The following is a 19,369-nucleotide window of genomic DNA, read 5'->3' as shown; positions in this document are numbered from 1 at the left end:
GGTGGACATGCACGACGACGAGGCGGACTCGCCCGCTCTGTACAATTCGGGCGAACTGCGCGACCGCAGCGAACTCCGGGACGTGGTGCAGATCTACGCCCACGGCGCGGACCGCCGCAAGCCCGACCTCGTCGCCTCGATGTTCACCCCAGAGGGCCGCCTGGTGATCCACCGCGACCCCGGCTCCACCGAACCGCCGGCGGTACGGGCGGGACGGGCCGAGATCGCCAAGGCGCTGACGAGCCTGGACCGCTACCTGGCCACCACACATCTGATCGCCAATCAGCTCGTCGCCTTCGAGCCGGGCGGCGACCGGGCGAACGCCGAGACGTACTGCACGGCGCACCACATCTACGAATCGTGCGGAGTGCGCCGCGACCGGGTGATGTCGATCCGCTACCTCGACACGTTCGTGCGCACGGACGAGGGCTGGCGCATCGAGACCCGCACCCTGCACTGTGACTGGGTCGAGGACCGGCCGCTGACGGCATGAGCACCGGCACGAAGGGGGCCGCGCGCACGCCGACCAGGCGCCACGGCCCGACGATGATCCTGGTCGCCCTGTCCTTCGCCGCGACCACGATGGCGGTCATGCAGACCGTGGTCTCGCCGATCCTGCCGCAACTGCAGAACCGTCTCGGCGTGTCCAGCTCGGCCATCGCCTGGGTGCTCACCGGCAACCTGCTCGCCTCGGCGGTGGCCACCCCGCTGCTCGGCCGGCTCGGCGACCTGCGCGGACGCAAACGATTCCTGCTGTACGCGCTGGCCGCGGTCGCGCTCGGCTCGGTACTGGCCGCGTGCACCACCTCCTACGTGATGCTGATCGCCGGCCGGGTGCTCCAGGGCATGGGCGGCGGCGTGGTCCCGCTCGCGCTCAGCGTGGTCCGGGACGAATTCCCCAAGGAGCGCTCGGCGGGCAGCATCGCCACCATCGGCGCCACGATCAGCGTCGGCGCCACCTTCGGCTCGGTGATGACCGGGCTGATCGCCGACCGTTGGGACTACCACCTGCTGTTCTGGCTCTCCGCACTCGTTGCGCTGCTGTCCATGCTGATGGTGTGGCGCGTGGTGCCGGACACCGCCGAACGGCGCTCGGGCCACGTGGACCTGGTCGGCGCGCTGACCCTGTCCGGCTGGCTGGCTGCGCTGCTTGCCGCGGTGAGCATGGGCAGCCGCTCCGGGTGGGGCGCGCCGCTGGTGATCGGCGGACTGATCACCGCCGTGGTGATGTTCGCCGCCTGGATCGGCTGGGCCCTGCACCACCCCGAACCCCTGGTCGACCTGCGGGTGATGGCCCGCCGGCCGGTGCTGCTGGCCAACCTGTCCGGGGTGTTCACCGGCATGGCGATGTACGGCTCCTCGCTGCTGTTCGCGCCGTTCATCCAGGCCCCTTCGGTACTCGGCTACGGCTTCGGCAAGTCGGTGCTGATCGCCGGGCTGATCATGCTGCCGGGCACGATCGGCAACCTGGCGGCGGCACCGGTCGCGGCCCGGATGACCAACCGCTACGGACCCAAGCCCGCCCTGGTGCTCGGACCGCTGCTCAGCGGCGCGGCGTTCGCGCTGCTGATGCCGCTGCACGGGCACTGGTGGGCATTCTCGATGGTCGGCGTGTTGTTCGGCTTCGGTCTCGGGCTCGCGTTCTCCGCGATGCCCGCGCTGATCAACGACCACGTGCCCGCGGACATGACCGGCGTGGCCAACGGAATGAACGCGGTGCTGCGCACGGTGGGCGGGGCGACCGGTACGGCCGTGCTCGGCGCGATCCTGAGCGCATCCCTGGTCGACGGGGGCACCGCGCGCGCCGCGGGTGTGGCCCAGGCGCCGGAACTGACCGGCTACCTGATCTGCTTCGGCATGCTGGGCATCGGCTGCCTGGTCGCGGCGCTGCTCGCATGGTCGATCCCGAGCGCGCACCGAACGGCGCAACCGGTGCGGGTGGCGGCCGAACCCGACCGTGTGCAGGCGACCCGATAGGGAAGACTGCCCGGATGATCGGGAACGAACGAGACACCGCCCTGGCCGAGGCGATCGCGCTCCGCGAGGCGGGTCGGGCCGAGGAGGCACGGGCGCGGCTGGTGCCGCTGGTCGAACAACACCCCGGCGACGCGCAGATCGCCTACCAGGCGGCGTGGGCGCACGACGTGCTCGGCCTGGAGCGCGAGGCCGTGCCGTTCTACGAATGGGCCCTGATCGGGGACGGCCTGGCGGCCGAGGACCGACTGGGCGCGTTCCTGGGCCTGGGCAGCACGTACCGTGCGTTCGGCGCACACGACAAAGCGGTGGCGATCCTGCGCCGCGGCCTCGCCGAATTCCCCGACGACGCGGGCCTGACCACGTTCCTGGCCATGGCCCTGTACAACGCCGGCGACGCCAAAACCGCGGTCGAATCCCTCCTCCGCGTCATCGCCACAACCAGCACCGACCCCCAGGTAGCCCCCTACCGCAAAGCCATCGAACTCTACGCAACCGACCTGGACGCAACACACGCATAGCATCCCAAGCCGCCCCCGCCCGAGCCCCCGGCCCGCCCACCCGAATCCCACCAGCCCACCCGGCCCCCCAGCCCGCCCGGCGCTCGAAAACACCCGAGCCCCGCAACCCCCACACCCGGACAGCCCCCTCAGCCCGCCCGGCGCTTGAGGACACCCCAAGCCCCGGCCCACAATCCGCACGCCCGCAAACCCAACCCACCCGGGCCGACCCGGCCCACCCTCCGGCCCGCCCGGACAGTCCCCACAGCCGGTCCGAGCGCCCCAGCCCGTCCGAGCAACCCTTCAGCCCGTCCGAGCAACCCCTCCAGCCCGTCCGGCGTTTGAGGACAAACGGACCGGGCCACCCCAGCCCGTCCGGCGTTTGAGGACAAACGGACCGGGCCACCCCAGCCCGTCGGGCGCTTGAGGACAAACGAACCAGGCAACCCCCAGCCCGTCCGGCGCTTGAGGACAAACGAACCAGGCAACCCCAGCCCGTCCGGCGTTTGAGGACAAACGGACCGGGCCACCCCAAGCCCGTCCGGCCATGAGGACAATGCGTCACCCACCGGAAAGCGCCGACAACGTCGCCGCCCCAGCCGGATCCCCCGCCGTAGCCGCAGGCACAAGCACCACCTCGTCCACCCCCACCCCCCGATACTCCGCGATCCGCTCCCGCGCATGCGCCACCGACCCCACGACGCCCACCGCCGAAACCGCCGAAGGCGGAATCGCGGCCCACAACTCCCGCGGATGCGGCCGCGTGCGCGCATACGCGACCAGCTCCGCGAAGCCCGCGCGGGCGAACATCTCCGCATACCCGGGCGCCGCCAGATACCCCACCAGCCCGCGCCGCAACTGCTCCGTCCCCTCCGCCACAACGGCCCCCGGCTTCGCCTCCACCGCCGCACACACCCACGCGGCGACCCGGGGGCGCGGCCGCCCGGCCTCCTGTGCGGCGCGCTCCAGCGAACCGATCAGCTCCCCCGCCGTCTCCACCGACACCAGGTTCAGCACCAGCCGATCCGCATACCGCGCCGCCGTCCGGATCGCCGCGGGCCCGAACGCGGCGACCGTCAACCCCGATCCGCCCGGCGCCGGCAACCGCAGCCGGTACCCGCGCGAACGCAGCACCGACCCCTGCCCATCCGACCTGGCGCCGTCCAACAACTCCCGCGTCTGCCGGGCCGATTCCGCCAACGCGACACCCGCCCGGGCCCGTGAGCGCCCGTGCCACTCCTCGACCACCACCGTCGAGGACGTCCCCAACGCCACCGTCACCCGCCGCCCGGTCAGCGCCCGGACCGAGGCCACGCCCATCGCGATGGTCGCCGGATCGCGTACGGTCACCGCCAACGGCCCCACGGTCAACGGGATCCGCTCGGTGACCCCGGCGACCGCGGTGGCCAGCGCGAACACGTCGTAGGTGGCCATCTCGCCGAGCCACAGTTCGTCGTAGCCGAGTTCGTCGGCCAGCCGCGCCGTCGCGATGGCCTCCGCCGCCGGACGGTCCTGCCACAGGCCGAGCGAGACCGACAGGCCCGCCCCGGTCGACACCTCGTCCTTGTTCACGTCACCCGCTCCAACACCACGGCCGACCCCGACCCTGCCGCCCCGCTGACCGCCGCCACTCCGAACCGCCCACCCGAGCGCATGAGTTCACTCGCACACGCGCCGACCAGGATCGCGCCGGTGGCGCCGAACGCGTGCCCCATCGCGATCGTGCCGCCGTTCACGTTGAACCGGTCGTCCCCGAAACCGAGTTCGCGACGGATCTTCAGGCACAGCGCGGCGAACGCCTCGGCGAACTCCACCACGTCCAGATCCCCGGGCCCCAGTCCGGCCCGGACCAGCGCCTTGCCGATCGCCCGCTGACCCGCCGTCAACATCCGGACCGGGTCGCTGCCCGCCGCGGCCGAGGACACCACCCGCGCCATCGGCCGCAACCCCAGCCGTTCCGCCTGCGCAAGGGTCCCGAGCAACAACACGCACGCCCCGTCGGCCACCGACGGCGAGGTGCCCCGAGTGTGCAGATGCCGGATCCGGCCCAGATGCGGCAGGTGCCGAAGCGCGAGCGCATCCTGACCGGCGGCTCCGAGTTCGGCGAACGCCGGTTCCAACTTGCCGAGTTCGTCCGCACTCGTACCGGGCCGCACATGCTCGTCGTGGGCCAACCCACCCGGCAGCGGCACCACCGCGTCGGCGAACCGGCCCAGCGCCCAGGCCCGCGCCGCGCGTTCCTGGGTGTGCGCCCCGTAGGCGTCCAATTCGGCGCGGTCGTAGCCCTCCTCCGTCGCCACCACGTCGGCCGCGATCCCCATATGCACGCCGCCGACCCGCTCGATCACGGCCGCGTTCGTCCACAGCGGTCCGCGGTCCGCGAACATCGGCACCCGGGAAGAGGATTCGACCCCGCCCGCGATCAGCAGATCGGCCTGCCCGGACCTGACCAGGGCCGCGGCCGAGGAAACCGCGTCGATCCCCGACGCGCAGAACCGGTTGATCATCTGCCCGGGCACCACGTCCGGCCAGCCCAGCGTCAACACCGCGGTGCGCGCCGGATTGGCGCCCTGCTCGTCCACCTGCCCCGCGCAGCCCAGCAGTACGTCGTCCACCTCCGCCGGATCGACCCCGGTCCGCGCCACCAACGCGGTCAGCACGTGCTCGACCAGAGCCGGCGCCGACACCCCGGCCAACCCGCCACGCGGCGAAGCCTTCCCGCGCGGCGTCCGCACCGCGTCGAGGATGTACACGTCCCCGGTCACGCGTCCGCGCCCCGGCCCACGATCGTGGTGACGACCGTCGTGAAGGAGCCGCCGACATTGACGGTCAGCGCGGTGCGCGCGCCCTCGACCTGGATCGGCCCGGCCCGACCGGTCACCTGCCGCGCCGCGTCGAGCACCATCCGCACTCCGGTGGCGCCGACCGGATGGCCCAGCGCCAGCAGTCCGCCACCCGGGTTGACCGGCAACCGGCCGCCCGGCCCGAACACCCCGTCGGCGACCAGGCGTCCGGCTTCCCCCGGGCCGCACACGCCCAGGTGTTCCAGGGCCACCAGGCCGGTGATGCTGAAGCAGTCGTGCAGCTCGGCCACGTCCACCTCGCCGGCGCCGCGCAGCCCGGCGCGCCGGTAGGCGTCCGCGACCGCGCCGGCCAACTGCGGGAACATCGCCGCCTCGTCGGTCCGGGCCAGCTTGGCGGCCAGGGACAACGTGTCGGTGCGGTGCCCGAAGCCGCGCACACACGCCGCCCCGGCCGGGTCCGGGCCGTGTTCGGCCATCCATGCGGGCGAGGCCAGGACCACGGCGGCGGCGCCGTCGGTGATCCGACCGCAGTCGGTGCGCCGCAGCCGGCCCGCGACCGGCGGATTGGCCGTGTCGTCGGCGGTGAAGGCCGCCGGCGCGAAGTCCCAGTCCCGGGCCTGGGCAAGCGGATTGCGTGCGGCGTTCGCGAACGCGCCTGCCGCGAAGGCGCCCGGATGGGCCGGGTCCAGGCGGTACCGGGCGGCGTAGGCGTCGGCGATCTCGGCGAACAACGTCGGCCACGGGAACTCCGCGCCCGACGCCTCGTGTCCGGCCCACGCGGCGGTACCCAGATGGCTCGCGCCCACGTTCGCGGGCACATTGCGCATCAGCTCGACGCCGACCACGAGCGCGAGATCGTATCGTCCGGCCTGGAGATCGGCGCCGGCCGCGAGCACCGCACAACTTCCCGACGCGCAGGCCGCCTCGTGCCGCATGCTCGGCCGGCCCGCCAACTCGGGTACGGCGGTGGCCATCAGGCCGCCCAGGTGCGCCTGCCCCGCGAACAGTTCGGCCGCCAGATTGCCCACGTGCACGACCTCGATCGCACCGGGATCCACCCGCGCGTCCACCGCCGCGGCGAGTGCGACCTCGCGCAGCATGTCGATCAGGCCCAGGCCCTCCTTGGTCCAGTTTCGGGCGAAGTCGGTCTGCGCGCCGCCGAGGATGTAGAGGGGCGTGGGGCTCATGAGTCGCCTCCTTCCGGGCGGTCCTCGACGGCGGGCCCGGTGGACGCACCCGGACCCGCCGCCGAGCCGGCAGGCGCCGAGGCCGGGCCCGCCGCGGATTCCGCGAAGTGGGCGCGCAATTGCGCCTTGCGGACCTTGCCGACCGGGTTGCGGGGCAGCGCCTCGACCGCTTCGAGCCGCTCCGGCAGTTTGTACACCGCGATGTGACGCCCCCTCAGGAACGCGGTCAGTTCGGCCAGGGTCGGCGTACGCTCGCCGGGTGCGACCACCACGACCGCGCACGCCCGTTCGCCCAGCACGGCGTCCGGCAGCGCGACGATCGCGGCCTCGGCGATCGCCGGATGGGCCACCAGGTGGCCCTCCACCTCGGCCGCGGAGATGTTCATCCCGCCGCGCACCACGATGTCCTTGGCCCGATCGACGTAGCGCAACCAGCACGGGTCCCCCGAAGCGTCGGCCGCATACGCGAACATGTCCCCGGTACGGAACCAGCCGTCCTCGTCGAAGGCGGCCATGCGGGCCCGGGGATCACGCGTGACATACCCGGAGAACACCCCGGGCCCCTTCAGGCGCAACTCCCCCGGCACCCCGACCTCGGTGATCTCCAGCTCGGTGGCGAGGTCCACCAACCGGCTGCGCATGCCGTGCGAGGCGCGGTTGGACCAGGTGTGCCCGGGTGAGCCGAAGCGCGGGAAGTAGTGCGCACGGTCGCGGTGATCGGGCACCGTGCCCGGGTCCGCCGCCAGGCTCGCGCCCTCGTTGGAGCCGAAGTAGTTGATCACCTCGATGCCGAACCGTTCGGCCCAGCCGGCGGTCATCTCCTCGGTCAGCGGCGCCGATCCCGAACCGACCACACGCAGCGACGCGAGCGCCCCGATCGGCAGGTCGTCGCGGCGCAACATCGTCGTCAGCAGCGCGGGCGGTACCACCGTGTATGTGACCTGCTCGGCAACGAGTTGGCCCAGGAACACGCCCGGATCGAACGGGTGGTGCTGCACGAGGACCGCGCCGGTCATCAGCCAGGGCAGGAACATCCCGGCGATGCCCGCCATGTTGACCATCGGGAAGGGATTGAGCAGCACGTCCCGGTCGGTCAGCTCGGCGGCGTCGATGCTGCCCAGAGCCATCGGCGCCCAATCGTCGGGGCAGCGCGGAACTCCCTTGGGCACGGCCTCGGTCCCCGAGGTCCAACAGATCGTCACGCAGTCGCCGGAGTCGGTGTCCAGGCCGTCCGGATACCGGTCGAGCAGCCGGGTGGAGGCCGTGGCGCACGCGACGTCGAGCGCGGTGACGCCCTCGGGCACGTCGTCACCGAAGGCCAGCACCGCCCGCAGCCCGGACAGCGGCAGCCCCACGATCGCCTCCGCCGCACGCCACGAGCCCGCCCGGGTGGCGGTGACGAACACCCGGACGTCGGCGAGTCGGGCCAACTCCTCCAGCTCGAACTCGCGGTACTGCACCGGGAACGGGGTCGCGATCGCGCCGAGCCGGGTGATCGCCAGGTAGGCGGCGGCGAGTTCGACCGAGTTGGGCAGTTGCACGCCGACCACGGTGTCGCGCACCACGCCGCGATCGAGCAGGACGGCGGACAACGCGTCGACGTAGGCGTCGAGTTCGGCCCAGGTCAGACGTTTGGGCGCGCCGTCCATCAGGGTGTCGCGGTTGGGTGGGTCGACGATCGCGGTGCGGTTCGGGTGTTCGGCCACCCGGTCGCGGAAGATCCGGTCCCAGGTCGGACCGCCCCACCACGGCGCGTAGCGCGCGGCCTGTTCGGCGGTGTGCAGTCTCATCCTCGGCCTCCGAGCTGGTCGGCCCGCACCCAGGTGGCGTGGAAGCCGACCGGCACCCGGACCGGGAGCAGGATCCGGCACACCGGTCCCGCCGTCAGGTCGGCGGCGTCCAGCACGACGACCTCGGATCGGCCTTCGCGCTCGTCGGTCACGAACGACACCAGGTATCCGTCGTCCTCGCCGGTACTGCCGTCGCGCGCGGCGAACGGCGCCTCGGAACCCCACCGCCCGGTGCCGAAGCGGTGGTCCAGGCGTTCGCCGGTATGCAGGTCGTAGCGCACGATGCCGTCGAAGAGCAGGGTGTCCTCGCGCGCGATGTGCACGTTGTAGGCGTAGCGGTTGCGCCGGCCCACCAGGCGCGAGTCGATGGTGGGGAACTCGGTGTTGTCGTCGTCGCGCGGGCCCTCGGTGGTCCGTCCGGTGACCAAGTCGAAGCGGTAGCGCCACAGTTGGGCGTCCAGCCGCAGATAGGCGAGCATCCGGGCGAGCGGGTGGTCGATCCGCGGCTGGTGCTGTGGGTCCTTGACCCGGCACACGTCCAGCACGATCTCGCCGGGCTCCTCCCAGGAGTTGACGACGTGGTAGATGTACCCGGGCGCCGCCTCGAACCAGCGCACCCGCGAGCCGTCCCCGTACCGGGGCAGGACGGCGAACCGGGACGGCAGCATGCGATCGAAGTGCAGCTTGTACCGGCCCTGTCGGCGCGCCTCCTGGTCCTGGATCAGCGGCAGGTCCATCAGGATCGCGTGGTTCTCGGTGATCGCCATGTCGTGCGGCAGACGCGGGCCGGGCAGGTCGACGGTCGTGGTGTGTGCGACCTTGCCGTCCGCGCCGACGACGCCATAGCGCAGGTACGGCGGTTCGGGGCCGTAGTCGAACCAGAAGAGTTCCCCGGTCGCCTCGTCGGCCTTGGGGTGGGCCATGAAATCCCCGGTGAGCGTGCCCAGGAAGGTTTCCGGGCCGAGCGTGGCCAGCGACAGCGGGTCCAAGGCGCGCGGGCTGCCGCACAGGTACCAACTCGCCAGCAGCCGGCCGTTGAAGAAGGTGACGTCGGTGTTCGCGGAGTCCTTCAGCCCCAGGCCGTGTCCGTTGCCGAACGGGTTGCCCGCGGGGTCCTCCATCACGCCGGTCCACAACCCGCGGCCGGCCCGGCTCTCCGCCTCGAACGCCTCGGTGCGCACCCAGCGGTTCACGTACCGCGCCCGACCGTTCTCGAAGTGCAGCCCGTGAATCATGCCGTCGCCGTCGAACCAGTGGTACCGGCCGGTCACCGGGAATCGGCGGTTCGGGCCGTTGCGCAGGTACACACCGTTGAGGTCGGTCGGGATCGAGCCGATCACTTCCAGATCGTCGGCGGAGATCTCGTCCACGACGGGCGCATACACCCCGAGCAGGTAGGGATTCTCCTCACCGTCTTCGACCGGCTTGATCACCACGCTGGGTTCGTCGTTCATGGCCACTCCGAGATCGGTTCGAACTCGCCGGACGGGGACGCGCGTATGCCGGGAGGCTAACCCGAGGGTTCGAATACTTCCAGAGTGGAAGTAGCCGGATCGAGGCTCTCGAAGCATTCGAGGCTCCCGGGATCGCCGGCCGCGGCCGGTTCCGGAGCCTCGTCGCGCCCGTGCATGCGACCGAAGGAATACTTCGCCCATGGAGACTGCCCCCGCCCCGCCCCCGGCCCCCACCTCGCTGGGTCACGGCCTGCTGGTGATGGGCGACCTGTGGAATCTGCTGATCGTGCGGGCCGCACTGGCCGGCCCGGTGCGGTTCGGCGACCTCAAGTCGGCGCTGGCCATCTCCGACCCGGTGCTCACCCGACGGCTGCGCGATCTGCTGGCCGACGGTGTACTGGCCGTCGCCGGGCCACGCCAGGAGTACCGGCTGACCGACGCGGGCGAGGACCTGTGGCCGGCGTTCATGGCGATCAACGCCTGGGACCGCCGCTGGGCGCCCACCTCGCCGCTTCGGGTCCGGGCCCGCCCACGCCACCTGACCTGCGGACACGCCTTCGATCCGATCTTCGGCTGCGGCGCGTGCGGGGCGATCGGGGTGAGCGCACGGGACACCGCCGCGGTGCGCGACCCGGCGGTACCGGCCGCGGCCACCAACCCGAGGCGGCGCTACCACCGCTCGGCCGCCGCGACCGGCGAGCACTCCCCGATCGCCGCGGCGGCCGTCCTGGCCGATCGCACCTCCACGGCGATCCTGGCCGCCGCGTTCCTGGGCGTGCACCGCTTCGGCGACTTCCAACGCCTGCTGCACGACACCGCCCCGCACACCCTGACCACCCGCCTGGGCCTGCTCACCGACGAGGGCATCCTGACCCGCGTCCCGCTCCGGGAAGGCGCCCGGCGCACCGGTTACCGACTGACCCCCAAGGGCCACGACTTCTTCCCGACCTTCGCCTTCCTGATCGCCTGGTCCGAACAACGCTTCACCGCCGACGGCCTCGCCGGCGTCCGCATCACCCACGTCACCTGCGACAACCCACTGATCCCCCGCTGGACCTGCAACGCCTGCAACACGGAACTCCGCCCCGACTCGGTCGATGTGGGTCATGTACACTGATTACCCACATAACCAACATCGGGAGGGACGGATGTCGGTCACCCAAATAGATCTCGATGACGAAGCTCTTGCCGAGGCAATGCGGCTCATGGGCACGACGACCAAAAAGGAAACGGTCAACGCTGCGCTTCGCGACTATGTGGCCCGCGTCAAGCGCCTCGAAGCGCTGGAGAATCTGGTCGAGCGGGGCATGCGTGGTGAGTTCGATCAGGCAGCGGAGGCGCACGCCGCGGCCGAGAAGGCCCGGCGGGCGGCCTTCGAGTGATCCGATATCTCCTCGACACTTCCGCACTCTGGCACCTGTTCCGCACTCCCGGAGCCGGTCGCGCATGGGAGGGCCACGCCGCAGCGGGAGCGCTGCACATCTGCGAACCGACCCGCGTCGAGTTCTTGTACTCCGCGATCGGCCCTGCCCATCGTGACGAGTTGGCCGACCTGATCGACGATCTGTGCAGCCCGGTACAAGTCCCGAAGAACGCTTGGCGCTGGGTGGAGACCGCGCAATACAAACTCACCCAGCATGGCCGGCATCGTGCGGCGGGACCGTTGGATCTCCTGATCTGTGCAACCGCCGTCCACCATGACCTCGTCGTGCTGCACGTCGACAACTACTTCGCGACGGTGGCGGACGTGTGCAAGGAGCCGCGGCAGCGCGACGTCAGGACCGTCGCGGCGGACTGACCCGCGCCTGCTCCGACGCCTCGCCCGGGTGGTGGTCGTCGGGTGTGGCGGTTGAGGGAGTCCCCTTGATTGCGCGCGATTCGGTTGCCGAGGCGAATCGGGGGCGGCCATGGTTCTGCGGTGTCGCCGAGTGGATGGCACGGCACGGAAAGGGCATCGTCATGAACCATCGGATCGGGTCGATCGGCGGGCGCACACCGTTCGGGGTGATCGTGGCCGTGTCGGCCGTCCTCCTTCTGGTCGGGGCCTGCGACGGGGATGGCAAGAACACCGCGCACGTCTCCACCTCGGCCACGAGTACGGCTTCCGCTTCCGCTTCCGCGTCCGCGCTGTTCGTCCCGCGCTACGCGCCGACGACGCCCGTCTCGACCACGACCCGGGCAGGCGAGTACCCGTCGGCCACGAGCCGGGCCACCAGGACCGCCCAGTCCTCGGCGACCCCGGAGAGCACCAAGACCGCGTACGACAAGGGCGAATGCCTCAGCGGCAGGATCAACACGAGCGGGAGCCAGGAGCAACTGCAATCGGTCGGGTGCTCCGACCCCAAGGCCAACTTCAAGGTCCTGCGCGTGTTCCCCTACACGACGGCCGGCAGGCCGTGCGAGAACGTCAGCGGCGCGGACTACACGTACTCCAGCTACTGGACGCGCAACGGGGTCCCGACCTACGGAAGCACGTACTGCCTCTCCGAGATCGGCTGAGCGACGCGCGGTACGACGCGGCGGGCGGGGCCGTCGCGTGGGCGCTACGTCGGCCCGGTCCGGTGGTGGGCCGGTGCGACCGCCGGGTGGCCCGGATCGGCCCCGCTCCGCGCACGAGAGCACGCGCCGTCCGGCTCGCGAACACAGACCAAAGTCGATGACGGCGTCGACCCCCGGTCACTGCCGAAGCCGGGGTGGCGCTGCCTAGGCTGCGAACGTGTTCAAGATCCGCACCCGCCCCGCCGATCCGGCAGCCGAGCCGGTCGCCCCCACGCGCCCGGCAGATCGCCCGGCGCGGACCCGCCGCGAATGGGCCGCCGACCTCGGCTACGCCCTCGGCGCGCTCGTGTTCGGCTCGATGATCCTCGCGACCGCGCTCGAGGAGGAGGACCGGGCGCCGAACGTCTGGGTCGAGGCGGTCCTCGGCGGCATCATGTTCGCGGCCCTGCTGCTGTATCGCCGCAGTCGACCGACCCGGCTCGCCGTGGTCTGGGTGGTGGTCGGATTCTTCTCGGCGGCCGTCACCGGCTCGGGCCCGGTCGTCCTGCTCAACCTGGCGATCCATCGACCATGGCGAATCAGCGTGTCCGTCGCCGCGTTCCAGGTCGCGCTGATCTCAGGCACGTTCTGGGTCGGCGCGGAATCCGTACGCTCCTACTGGACAGGCGTCCTGGCGATGCTCCTGCTGATCACCATCGCGGTGGTCACCGGCATGCTCATCCGGTCCCAGCGGCAGCTCACCGCGTCCTGGCGCGAGCGCGCCCGGCAGGCCGAGGAGGGCCAGCGGCTGCGCGTGGAGGAGGCCCGCCACCTCGAACGCGAGCGGCTCGCCCGGGAGATGCACGACGTGCTCGCGCACCGGATCTCACTGCTCGCGATTCACGCGGGCGCACTCGAATACCGGGCCGGTGCGACACCCGAGGAGGCACGCGCCGCCGAGGTCATCCGACAGTGCGCGTTCGAGGCGCTGGAAGACCTGCGCGAGGTGATCGGCGTACTGCGCGCCCACCCCGACGAAACCGAGGGCAATGAGCCCGAGCGCCCGCAACCGGTGCTCAGCGACCTGCCCGCACTGATCGAGGAGTCCCGACAGGCCGGTACGACCGTGCAACTCGACCTCGCCGACCTCCCCTCGGTGTCCGGGCGCACCGGCCGGCATGCCTACCGGATCGTCCAGGAGGGTCTGACCAACGCCCGCAAGCATGCTCCCGGCGCACACGTGCACGTGCTGGTCGCACCGGCCCCCGAGGACGGCCTCGCCATCGAAGTGGTCAACCGGTTGCCGCTCGGCCCCACGAGCAGCGGCATTCCCGGTGCCGGCGCCGGACTGATCGGGCTGCGCGAGCGGGTGGCGCTGATCGGCGGCCGACTCGAGCACGGGCGCACCGGTGACGGTGACTTCCGACTCCGAGTCTGGCTACCGTTGGCCAAATGACTACCGCCGACGGCTGTGTACGGGTCCTCGTCGTCGACGACGACGCGCTCGTGCGGGCCGGACTCTCGATGATGCTCTCCGGGCTGCCCGACGTGCGCGTGGTGGCGGAGGTGGCCGACGGTGCCGACGTGCTCGGCGCGGTCGACGCGCATCGCCCCGACGTGGTGCTGATGGACATCCGTATGCCCCGGGTGGACGGCCTGGCCGCGACCGCCGCGGTGCGGGCCAGGCCCGAGGCGCCGGAGGTGATCGTGATGACCACCTTCGACACCGACGACCACATCCTCAAGGCGATGCGCGCGGGCGCGAGCGGCTTCCTGCTCAAGCACACCCCGCCGCCGGACATCATCGAGGCGATCCGCCGCGTCGCCGGCGGCGAACCGATGCTCTCCCCCGACGTGATGCGCCGCATGATGACCTACGTGGCCGCGGCCGGCCTCGACCCGCGCCGAGCCCGCGCCCGGGCGGCACTCGACCGCCTCAGCGAGGGCGAACGCGCCGTGGCCGCGCTCGTCGGCAAGGGCCACACCAATGCCGAGATCGGCAAGGAACTCTCGATCAGCATCGCAACCGTCAAGGCATACGTATCCCGCCTGCTGACCAAGCTCGACCTGAACAACCGCGTGCAGATCGCCCTCCTCGTGCACGACGCCTCCGACACCTGATCCGGCGGCGCACGGGACGACCGCGGCGCCGGTTGCGGCAAGGGCCCGACTCGGCCCGGCCCGGCCTGCCGGCTGGAGGCCACCTTCCCAGGCCCGTTATCAGAGCCCTCCATGTTCCGAGCGCCGGGCGGGCGTCGCCTTCTCGTCGGCGCCCGGCCGGCGCCACGCGTCCGCCGGCGGCCGGCTATCCGGCTCCGGGGAACAGCGACACGAAGGCGTCCGAAGCCGCCGTCATGCCCTGGCCGAACGGCGCATCCAGGTCCCAGATCAGGAACAGCAGGAACGCGATCAGCGCACTGAACAGCCCGGCCACGATCAACTCCGGTGCGGATCTGCGGATCTGCAGCGTGAAGATCATGCCGACGGTGACCACGGCACCGACGATCAGGCCGAACCACACCAGCCCCGGCATCGACGAACCGGCTTGCCCGCCCCGCGCCTGACGGGCGTCGTCCGCGATCGCGATCTGGTCCAGGATCGGCTGGTACATCTGCGTTTCCTGATCGCCCTGCGGCACGAAGTCGGTGGCCCGGTGCCGCACCGTTTCGAACAACTGCGAGCCTCGGTCGGAGAGTTCGCCGTGATCGGCCATGTAGGACCACTCCTTCCGGACCACGTACTTCACATAGGCGTCGATGTCCGCCCGGATCTGGTCGCGCACCGGCGGCGGATAGACCCGGACCCGCTCGCTGACCTCGTGCAGCGCCTGCGCCTCGTGCCGCACCTCGTCCTCGGCCGCGCCCCGCCCCTCCCACACACCGGCGATCGCGAGGCCGAGCACGATCGCGTAGACCACGCCGATCATCATCGTCATGTATTCGAGTACGTCCGGGGTTGCCGACGGATCGTCGTCGTCCGGCAACCGGCGCGACTTGAGCACGACGACCGCCAAGACGACCGCGCACACCGCGGCCATCGCGAGCGCCAGTACAACCCAATGGGTCATGGGTGACCTCCGGATCGAGGATTCCGATGGAGCCGAGCGCATGGACGGAAGGAGTGCGGTCCACAGCGCCCGGACGAGAACCGAGCAGCCGCCCGCCGGCAACGAATCGGACGGGCGGAACCGCTGCGGGAACCGCAGGAGTTCGGTATGCCGGGCCTCAGCGCGAACCGCCGCCGGAACCGCGGGCACCGGCGCGCCCACGCGGCTTGAGCGCGGCGCCCGCCAGGACCGCGGGCGCGGTGATCAGCAGCGTCGTGGTGACGATCGACCTCCCGCGCACCGGAGGTGCCGCCGCGGGCGGGCGGGCCACCGGACGCCGGACCGCGATCGGTTGCAACGGTGGCGGAGTCACGACCGGCGGACTCGTCGGCGGCGGTGTACTCGGCGGCTTCGGGGCCGGCGGGGTCGGCCGCACCGGCGGGGTCGACTCGGGCAGCACGACCGCGACCGGCGTGGACCGGACCGCGGGCGGCGGCGTACGCACCGGCGTGGGCTTCGGCGGTGCCGTGGTCGGCGGTCGCGTGGACGGCGTGGGCTTGGGTTTGGGTTTGGTCGGCGACGGCGACGGCTTGGACGTGGGCCGGCACGAGCCGTCCCGCACCAGCCTGAAATCGACCTTCAGCCCGATCCCGCCGGTCGGCGGCCCGGTGGCCGGAATCACGTCGACCCGCACGCTCGCCCCGGGCGAACTGCCGATCGAGACGCACACATCCACACTCGTGCCCGGCGTGTGGCCGCCGCCGGCACTCGACCCCGCCCACGCCACACCGGCCGGAGCAGCCAACAAAGCCCCCGCCCCGACCACGCACCCCCACCGGCGCGCCCGACCCCATGCGCTCATGAGAGCGATCATCCGGCAGCATTGACGGCTTTGGCCCGAATCTCTACCGGATTCACTCGAAAGGGTAGAGCTACCGTCAAATACGCACATCTTGAGCGGAGTTGCCCACCGATTGATATGCACCCGAGGACCGCCGAAGGCGCCGAACCCCGCCGAAGAGCACGGCCCGAGCCACTCGGGTCGAGGCCGCGTGCACGGTCGACGGGGACGCGTCGGCAGCGGCCCCCCGGGCGCGGCGGGCGCAGTCGCCCGGCGACCCTGGGTGACGTCGGGCCCCCGGCTGAGCCGGACATATTAGGCCAGCCTAGCCTTCTCCAGTGAATGTCCTCCCGACGCGGGGTCGCCCGATCGAGCGCCGAGTCCTCTACCTGGTCTCGGCCCTGTTCGTGCTCGCCGCCGTGTGTCTGCTCAGCCTCGCCGTGGGCAGCCGAGCCATCGCACCGAGCGTCGTCCTGGACGCCCTCGTGCACGGCGGCGACTCCAACGACGCGATCGTGGTCAACTCCATGCGCCTGCCGCGTACCGCCGTCGCACTCCTGGTCGGCGCGTCGCTGGGCATCGCCGGCGCCTGCATGCAGGGGCTGACCCGCAATCCGATCGCCGAGCCCGGCATCCTGGGCATCAGCAACGGCGCCGCCACCGGCGTGGTGACCGCGATCTCGGTCTTCGGCGTGAGCAGCCTGACCGGATACGTGTGGTTCGGCTTCGCCGGCGCGCTGTGCACGGGAGTGCTGGTGTACGCGGTCGCGGCGCGCGGGCGCGGCGGCGCCACCCCGGTCAAGCTCGCCCTGTCCGGGCAGGCCCTGGCGGCCACGCTCGGCGCGGTGATCACGCTGGTGCTCACCACCGATCAGGGCACGCTGGACCAGTACCGGTTCTGGCTGGTCGGCTCGTTGTCCGGACGCACCGACGAAGTGGCCTGGCAGATGTTGCCGTTCGTCGGCGTGGGCCTGCTCCTGGTGGCCTCCACCGCACGCGGCCTGGACGCGCTCGCGCTGGGCGACGACGTGGCCAAGGGGCTGGGGCACAAGGTGAACCGGATCCGGGTGATCGGCGGCCTGGGGGCGACCGTACTGACCGGCGTCGCGGTGGCCGCGACCGGCCCGATCTCCTTCGTCGGCCTGGCCGTCCCGCATGCCGCGCGCGCTCTGGTGGGCACCGATCACCGCTGGGTGCTGGCCATGTCGGCGCTGCTCGCGCCGATCCTGTTGTTGGTCGCCGACGTCCTGGGTCGGATCGTCTTCCCGCCCGCCGAGGTCGAGGTGGGCGCGATGACCGCGCTGATCGGGGTGCCGATCCTGGTGGTGCTGGTGCGCCGCAAGCCGGTGGTGTCCGGATGAGCAACCGCCCGTACGGCCATCTCCTGGTTCGCCGCCCGCGCTTCTCGTTCCTCGTGCATCGCCGCTCCGCGGTGCTCGCGGGCGTCCTGGCAGTCCTGCTCGCGGCCGTCTTCCTGCTCAGCCTGTGCGTGGGGGTGCGGTTCATCCCGCCCGGCGAGGTGCTCGACGTGCTGTCGGGTGCCGACGAGAGCATCGTGGTCGAGACGCTGCGCCTGCCGCGTACGACGGTCGGGCTGATGGTCGGGGTGGCCTTCGGCATCGCCGGCGCGCTGATCCAGACCGTCGCCCGCAACCCGCTGGCCAGCCCGGACGTGATCGGCGTCTCGCACGGCGCCGCGGCGGCCGTGGTGTTCGGCCTGGTCTTCGGCCTCGGCGGACCCACCGCGACGCCGCTCACCGCGGTCGCCGGCGGCAGCATCGCGGCCTTCCTGGTCTACGTGCTGGCCTGGCGCCGCGGCCTGAACGCGCAGCGGTTCGTCCTGATCGGCGTCGGCATCTCGGTGGCCCTGACCGCGGTCACCAACCTGCTCCTGACCAAGGCCGACATCACCCTCGCCCAGCAGGCCAAGGTGTGGATGTCGGGCAGCCTGAACGGGCGCGGCTGGTCCCAGGGCGAGCCGCTGTTCTGGGTGCTGCTCGCGCTCGTCCCGGCGATCGTGTGGGCGGCGCGGGCGGCCCGTTCGGCCGGCTTCGACGACGACACCGCGATCGCCCTCGGGCTGCGGCTCGGCCGGATCCGGCTGGGCCTGGTCGTGGTCGGCGTGCTGCTCGCGTCGGTGGCCACGGGCGCGGCCGGGCCGGTGGACTTCGTCGCCCTGGTGGCGCCGCAGGTGGCCCGCCGGCTGGCCCGGACCCCGCAGGTGCCGCTGGTGTGCTCGGCCCTGCTGGGCGCGCTGATCGTGGTCTCGGCGGACATCGGCGCACGCATGCTGATCTCGAACGCCGAGCTGCCGGTGGGCGTGCTCACCGCCGCCGTCGGCGGCCCGTACCTGCTGTGGATGTTGACCCGTTCCCGTGCCGGAGGCGCCTCGTGACCACCCATCGGCTCGCCGCTCGCGACCTGACCCTCGGCTACGAGGACCGGATCGTGGTGCGCGATCTGGACCTGGAGGTGCCCGCCGGCCGGGTCACCGTCGTGGTCGGCCCGAACGCGTGCGGCAAGTCCACCCTGTTGCGCTCGCTGGGCCGGTTGCTCAAGCCGGTCTCCGGCAGCGTGCTGCTCGACGGCGCGGCACTGCGCGACCTGCCCACGCGCGAGATCGCCCGGCGGATCGGCGTGCTGCCGCAGAGCCCGGTACCGCCGGAGGGCATCACCGTCGCCGACCTGGTGGCGCGTGGCCGGCAGCCGTACCAGCGCTGGTGGCAGCAGTGGTCCGACGAGGACGAGGAGGTGGTCGCCGACGCGATGCGGCGCACCGACGTGGTCGAACTCGCCGACCGCTACGTGGACGAGCTCTCCGGCGGCCAGCGGCAACGGGTGTGGATCGCCATGGCGCTCGCGCAGGGCACCGGCATCCTGCTCCTGGACGAGCCGACCACGTTCCTGGACATCGCACACCAGGTCGAGGTGCTGGACCTGGTCCGCGAGCTGAACGTCACCCGCGAACGCACCGTGGTCGCCGTGTTGCACGACCTGAACCAGGCGTGCCGCTACGCGGACCACCTGATCGCGATGCGCGACGGCTCGATCGTCGCGCAGGGCGCCCCCGCCGAGATCGTCACGGCCGACCTGGTGCACGACGTCTTCGGGCTCGCGTGTGTGGTCATCCCGTGTCCGGTCACCGGTGCGCCGATGGTCGTTCCGGGGGAACCCCGCAAGGCCGGGTAGGCGTCGGTTCGGCCGGGCCGGCGCCGCTCCACACCCTCGGGAGGTTTCGCGGGCCCCCTACGCGACAAACATCCAGAATGCCCTTGCGGCCACCGGGTCGGGTTCG

The 19,369-nt window shown here is 71.8% G+C and carries 19 protein-coding genes; 13 read left to right on the top strand and 6 right to left on the bottom strand.

Annotated features, from left to right (window positions below; all coding sequences use genetic code 11):
• Window positions 1–7: 7 nt before the first annotated feature.
• Genes ACFZBU_RS20240 through ACFZBU_RS20230 form a run of 3 tightly spaced genes read left to right on the top strand, consistent with a single transcriptional unit; the run spans window position 8 to window position 2,495 of the window.
• Window positions 8–493, top strand: coding sequence for a nuclear transport factor 2 family protein (locus ACFZBU_RS20240; RefSeq protein ID WP_391584991.1), 486 nt, complete (start codon window positions 8–10; stop codon window positions 491–493).
• On the top strand, window positions 490–1,977 hold the full coding sequence (locus tag ACFZBU_RS20235) for an MFS transporter (RefSeq protein WP_391584990.1): 1,488 nt from the start codon (window positions 490–492) through the stop codon (window positions 1,975–1,977). Before ACFZBU_RS20240 ends, ACFZBU_RS20235 begins: the two co-directional genes overlap by 4 nt.
• 14 nt (window positions 1,978–1,991) lie before the next feature.
• Window positions 1,992–2,495: a tetratricopeptide repeat protein gene (locus ACFZBU_RS20230; RefSeq protein WP_391584989.1), complete on the top strand. Its 504-nt coding sequence runs from the start codon at window positions 1,992–1,994 to the stop codon at window positions 2,493–2,495.
• Window positions 2,496–3,035: 540 nt separating this feature from the next.
• On the opposite strand, the gene ACFZBU_RS20225 is transcribed toward ACFZBU_RS20230, so the two are convergent.
• From ACFZBU_RS20225 to ACFZBU_RS20205, 5 genes are read right to left on the bottom strand one after another with little or no spacing between them, the layout of a single operon-like run.
• Window positions 3,036–4,046, bottom strand: a complete 1,011-nt coding sequence (locus tag ACFZBU_RS20225; RefSeq protein WP_391584988.1) for an LLM class F420-dependent oxidoreductase — start codon at window positions 4,044–4,046, stop codon at window positions 3,036–3,038.
• Complete coding sequence (locus ACFZBU_RS20220; protein ID WP_391584987.1) at window positions 4,043–5,239, bottom strand: acetyl-CoA C-acyltransferase; 1,197 nt, start codon at window positions 5,237–5,239, stop codon at window positions 4,043–4,045. The genes ACFZBU_RS20225 and ACFZBU_RS20220 overlap by 4 nt, the downstream gene beginning before the upstream one ends.
• Window positions 5,236–6,465 (bottom strand): acetyl-CoA acetyltransferase, encoded by a 1,230-nt coding sequence (locus tag ACFZBU_RS20215; RefSeq protein ID WP_391584986.1) that lies wholly within the window; start codon window positions 6,463–6,465, stop codon window positions 5,236–5,238. Before ACFZBU_RS20215 ends, ACFZBU_RS20220 begins: the two co-directional genes overlap by 4 nt.
• A complete protein-coding gene (locus tag ACFZBU_RS20210) occupies window positions 6,462–8,255 on the bottom strand; it encodes a class I adenylate-forming enzyme family protein (protein ID WP_391584985.1) in 1,794 nt (597 codons plus the stop codon). The genes ACFZBU_RS20215 and ACFZBU_RS20210 overlap by 4 nt, the downstream gene beginning before the upstream one ends.
• A complete protein-coding gene (locus ACFZBU_RS20205; protein WP_391584984.1) occupies window positions 8,252–9,709 on the bottom strand; it encodes a carotenoid oxygenase family protein in 1,458 nt (485 codons plus the stop codon). The genes ACFZBU_RS20210 and ACFZBU_RS20205 overlap by 4 nt, the downstream gene beginning before the upstream one ends.
• Window positions 9,710–9,908: 199 nt before the next feature.
• Here ACFZBU_RS20205 and ACFZBU_RS20200 point away from each other — a divergent pair, with 199 nt between their 5' ends.
• The 6 genes from ACFZBU_RS20200 (at window position 9,909) to ACFZBU_RS20175 (ending at window position 14,308) form a co-directional block, all read left to right on the top strand.
• Window positions 9,909–10,826, top strand: coding sequence for a winged helix-turn-helix transcriptional regulator (locus ACFZBU_RS20200; protein WP_391584983.1), 918 nt, complete (start codon window positions 9,909–9,911; stop codon window positions 10,824–10,826).
• 31 nt (window positions 10,827–10,857) lie between these two features.
• Window positions 10,858–11,091, top strand: a complete 234-nt coding sequence (locus ACFZBU_RS20195; RefSeq protein ID WP_391584982.1) for a type II toxin-antitoxin system VapB family antitoxin — start codon at window positions 10,858–10,860, stop codon at window positions 11,089–11,091.
• Entirely contained in the window at window positions 11,088–11,507 is a 420-nt protein-coding gene (locus tag ACFZBU_RS20190) for a PIN domain-containing protein (RefSeq protein WP_391584981.1), read from the top strand. Before ACFZBU_RS20195 ends, ACFZBU_RS20190 begins: the two co-directional genes overlap by 4 nt.
• A gap of 161 nt (window positions 11,508–11,668) precedes the next feature.
• Window positions 11,669–12,208, top strand: coding sequence for a hypothetical protein (locus tag ACFZBU_RS20185; RefSeq protein WP_391584980.1), 540 nt, complete (start codon window positions 11,669–11,671; stop codon window positions 12,206–12,208).
• Between the two features lie 217 nt (window positions 12,209–12,425).
• Window positions 12,426–13,643, top strand: coding sequence for a sensor histidine kinase (locus ACFZBU_RS20180; protein WP_391584979.1), 1,218 nt, complete (start codon window positions 12,426–12,428; stop codon window positions 13,641–13,643).
• Window positions 13,640–14,308: a response regulator gene (locus tag ACFZBU_RS20175; protein WP_391584978.1), complete on the top strand. Its 669-nt coding sequence runs from the start codon at window positions 13,640–13,642 to the stop codon at window positions 14,306–14,308. Before ACFZBU_RS20180 ends, ACFZBU_RS20175 begins: the two co-directional genes overlap by 4 nt.
• Window positions 14,309–14,492: 184 nt before the next feature.
• Here ACFZBU_RS20175 and ACFZBU_RS20170 read toward each other — a convergent pair whose 3' ends face one another.
• Window positions 14,493–15,254, bottom strand: coding sequence for a hypothetical protein (locus ACFZBU_RS20170; RefSeq protein ID WP_391584977.1), 762 nt, complete (start codon window positions 15,252–15,254; stop codon window positions 14,493–14,495).
• A 239-nt stretch (window positions 15,255–15,493) separates the two neighbouring features.
• Between ACFZBU_RS20170 and ACFZBU_RS20165 the strand changes: the two genes are divergently transcribed.
• The 4 genes from ACFZBU_RS20165 to ACFZBU_RS20150 all read left to right on the top strand — a co-directional run bounded on the left by ACFZBU_RS20165 (window position 15,494) and on the right by ACFZBU_RS20150 (window position 19,263).
• A complete protein-coding gene (locus ACFZBU_RS20165; RefSeq protein WP_391584976.1) occupies window positions 15,494–16,120 on the top strand; it encodes a hypothetical protein in 627 nt (208 codons plus the stop codon).
• A gap of 292 nt (window positions 16,121–16,412) precedes the next feature.
• Entirely contained in the window at window positions 16,413–17,435 is a 1,023-nt protein-coding gene (locus ACFZBU_RS20160; protein WP_391584975.1) for a FecCD family ABC transporter permease, read from the top strand.
• Entirely contained in the window at window positions 17,432–18,469 is a 1,038-nt protein-coding gene (locus ACFZBU_RS20155; protein ID WP_391584974.1) for a FecCD family ABC transporter permease, read from the top strand. Before ACFZBU_RS20160 ends, ACFZBU_RS20155 begins: the two co-directional genes overlap by 4 nt.
• Window positions 18,466–19,263 carry an ABC transporter ATP-binding protein gene (locus ACFZBU_RS20150; protein WP_391584973.1) on the top strand — a complete coding sequence of 266 codons (798 nt, stop codon included), beginning with the start codon at window positions 18,466–18,468 and terminating at the stop codon, window positions 19,261–19,263. Before ACFZBU_RS20155 ends, ACFZBU_RS20150 begins: the two co-directional genes overlap by 4 nt.
• Window positions 19,264–19,369 lie beyond the last annotated feature (106 nt).

The organism is Embleya sp. NPDC008237 (genome assembly GCF_042956465.1).
Taxonomy (GTDB): domain Bacteria; phylum Actinomycetota; class Actinomycetes; order Streptomycetales; family Streptomycetaceae; genus Embleya.
This window is presented reverse-complemented; position numbering and strand designations above follow the sequence as displayed.

Coding starts and splice junctions, on each gene's coding strand:
- ACFZBU_RS20240 (WP_391584991.1), top strand. CDS start 8: ATGCACGACGACGAGGCGGACTCGCCCGCTCTGTACAATTCGGGCGAA.
- ACFZBU_RS20235 (WP_391584990.1), top strand. CDS start 490: ATGAGCACCGGCACGAAGGGGGCCGCGCGCACGCCGACCAGGCGCCAC.
- ACFZBU_RS20230 (WP_391584989.1), top strand. CDS start 1,992: ATGATCGGGAACGAACGAGACACCGCCCTGGCCGAGGCGATCGCGCTC.
- ACFZBU_RS20215 (WP_391584986.1), bottom strand. CDS start 6,465: ATGAGCCCCACGCCCCTCTACATCCTCGGCGGCGCGCAGACCGACTTC.
- ACFZBU_RS20210 (WP_391584985.1), bottom strand. CDS start 8,255: ATGAGACTGCACACCGCCGAACAGGCCGCGCGCTACGCGCCGTGGTGG.
- ACFZBU_RS20205 (WP_391584984.1), bottom strand. CDS start 9,709: ATGAACGACGAACCCAGCGTGGTGATCAAGCCGGTCGAAGACGGTGAG.
- ACFZBU_RS20200 (WP_391584983.1), top strand. CDS start 9,909: ATGGAGACTGCCCCCGCCCCGCCCCCGGCCCCCACCTCGCTGGGTCAC.
- ACFZBU_RS20195 (WP_391584982.1), top strand. CDS start 10,858: ATGTCGGTCACCCAAATAGATCTCGATGACGAAGCTCTTGCCGAGGCA.
- ACFZBU_RS20185 (WP_391584980.1), top strand. CDS start 11,669: ATGAACCATCGGATCGGGTCGATCGGCGGGCGCACACCGTTCGGGGTG.
- ACFZBU_RS20175 (WP_391584978.1), top strand. CDS start 13,640: ATGACTACCGCCGACGGCTGTGTACGGGTCCTCGTCGTCGACGACGAC.
- ACFZBU_RS20170 (WP_391584977.1), bottom strand. CDS start 15,254: ATGACCCATTGGGTTGTACTGGCGCTCGCGATGGCCGCGGTGTGCGCG.
- ACFZBU_RS20155 (WP_391584974.1), top strand. CDS start 17,432: ATGAGCAACCGCCCGTACGGCCATCTCCTGGTTCGCCGCCCGCGCTTC.